This is a genomic window from Bradyrhizobium sp. (assembly GCF_004799445.1).
GTDB lineage: Bacteria > Pseudomonadota > Alphaproteobacteria > Rhizobiales > Xanthobacteraceae > Bradyrhizobium.
Genome location: NZ_SSNA01000224.1, coordinates 1 through 2,555 on the forward strand (window position 1 = coordinate 1; position 2,555 = coordinate 2,555).

The following is a 2,555-nucleotide window of genomic DNA, read 5'->3' on the forward strand; positions in this document are numbered from 1 at the left end:
AACGGCCTCGGCCACACTGCCAAATGTTCGCGGTCTGGCATCCATCCGTGTCCGTGGGCACATGACGATCAGGGCTGCGTGTCGCTCGGTGGCTTCTTGCACGATACGGGCCGCAGCCGCACCCGTACGCTGATCTACAACCAGCCCACGCAGGTCTTGGGATGAGAGTTTCATGCGGTCGACCAGCGCGGCGGATTCCAAGGTCTCCTCGGAAACATGGAGAACGGCGAGGGTGGCATGAAACAATTCGGCAAGCCCACGCGCCACGGGCAACGCCGCCGTCGCGCGGACGGAGCCGTCGAGCGGGACCAGCACTGTCTGCGCAGAAGTCATTGGCCCACCTCTTCCCAACTACCCCATCCTGAGCGGTCGCCACGCAGGACATAGCGCCGGCCGGGACGGGCGAGGCATACGGGGCCCTCCGGGACCGAGAGACAGAGCTCGCCACCGCTCTCGACATTGACCTCGATACACCTGCGGTCAGCTTCCAGGCGCAAACGCAGCAAGCGTCCCCGCCATTGCACCGGAAATGCCATTTCGGTCCAGCCCGGGAGCAGATGTGGGTCGAGCGCAATGCCGTCCTCACGTGCGCGTAAGCCGGCCGCGCCGAATACCGCAGCCTGCCAGAGGCCACCTAGGGCGCCCATATGAACGCCGCCGGCGGCGTTACCCATGTTGTTGGCCAAGTCGATCTCGGCAGCTTGGCGGAAATAAGCTTGCGCAAGAGCTCCGTCGCCGAGCCGGGCGGCGACGAGGGCGTAAAGCGCAGGGCTCAGCGAACTGCCATGGGCGGTGCGGGGTTCGTAATACCGGAAGTTCGCCTCGTGCACCGCGACAGGCCATTGATCCCACAGCACTGCGCTGAGCGCCACGACATCTGCCTGCTTGATCGCCTTCGAGCGACGCACGCGCTCCGGTCCGAGATAGGCGTCAATCGGCATGGCCGAGGCTCGCTGGCGCACTACATCGACCTCATCGAGTTCGAAATAGCCAGCGAATTGCTCGAACAGTTTGGTTGCAGGATCAAAACCTGTCGCTAGCCCTCCAGCCAACGCACGCCACTTCGCGGGCTCCTTCTCGGCAAGCTCAAGGTTTGTGCATAGCCGCTGCCAGTCGGCGACTTGCTTGCGCTGTAATATCTCAAGGGTATCCGCGGCACGTTCGAGGTTGAAAATCGCCATCGCATTTGTGTACGCGTTGTCGTCGATCAGTTCGTGATACTCATCGGGGCCGATCACTTGCCGAATGTGGGTACGACCATCAGGCGCGACTTCCGCCCGGCTGGCCCAGAAGCGTGCTGTCTCCACGAGGATCTCGACACCTGCTGCTAGCATGAAGCCGTCGTCCCCCGACGCGCGCCAATACTGCCAGACAGCGTACGCAACGTCGGCGCTAATGTGGTGCTCTCGTTCCCCTGTAAGGATGGCGACGACCCGGCCATCGGGCATGACCGCGCGCCGCGGAGTTACCTCATCACCGGTATCGGCCGACTCCCAGGCATAGAGGGCACCCTCATAGCCATGCTCCTTGGCTTTGCGCCGCGCTGCATCGAGCGTGTGATAGCGGTACATCAGCAGAGATCGAGCAGACAGCGGATCAGTGAAGACATAGAATGGCAGCATATAGATCTCGGTGTCCCAGAACACATGACCCCGATACGCTTCGCCGGTTAGCCCGCGCGCACAGATCGAGACGTATTCGTCGGCAGGGTTGACCGCTGAGATGAGATGATAGCATGCAAAGCGAAGTGCGCGCTGCGCCTGCTTGTCACCCGCTATCCGAACATCCGCGGCGCCCCACTTGCGATGCCAGGCATCGAAATGCGCCTGCGCGGCGGGCGGAAAGCCACGCGTGCGCGTTGTCGCAAGATGACTCAAAGCCGCCTTAGCTGGGTTAACACCGTCACGCGACGTGAAGACAGTAATGATACGATCTAGGCGGACCGCTTCACCGAGGCCTGTCTCCCATGACCATCGCTCTTCACTGCCGTCGGATCGTTCTTCGTGCGTCAACGTTCTCGACGAGTTCGCGCAGTGCAGCATCGACGTACTGGCGATCGCGACGTCTATCCGAGATACGCGCATGAGCACGGCAGGTTCGGCCCCGATGTGCGCTGTTTCCATGCCGATTTCACCCGACGGGACAAGGCGTGTGGTGAGACTTATCTTTCCTGCGTAGTTTTCGGCCGTTACCGTGACCGATTGGAGAAGGATGTGCCGATCAGCGAGAGAAGCAAGCTGCAGATAAAATAATCGGGTAATGCGTCCGCGCGGGTCTTGCTGTCGCCACTCGCGCCACATGACACCCTGGCGCAAGTCGAGAAGTCGCCGATGGACGAGTACGCGGCCAGCCTCAAGCGACAGCTCTTGGTTCTCCACACTGACTTCTGTATGGAACCAATTTGGAAGTACTGCCAGTCTCGTTCCGAGTTCGGAGCTTGGGTCCGTAACGTAAACGCCGGCGGCAAATGTCGATGGATTCGAAAATCTCCCATCCTCTCCGATTGAGGCCCTCGCCCCGATATATCCATTGGCTATTGCAAATATCGACTCGAT

The 2,555-nt window shown here is 61.0% G+C and carries 2 protein-coding genes; both read right to left on the reverse strand.

The window, feature by feature from the left end; all coding sequences use genetic code 11:
• A partial coding sequence (locus tag E8A46_RS29085) for a universal stress protein (RefSeq protein ID WP_291568524.1) occupies positions 1-333 on the reverse strand: 333 nt, incomplete at its 3' end.
• A partial coding sequence (locus tag E8A46_RS29090) for a glycosyl hydrolase family 65 protein (RefSeq protein WP_291568526.1) occupies positions 330-2,555 on the reverse strand: 2,226 nt, incomplete at its 5' end. The genes E8A46_RS29085 and E8A46_RS29090, both read right to left, overlap by 4 nt.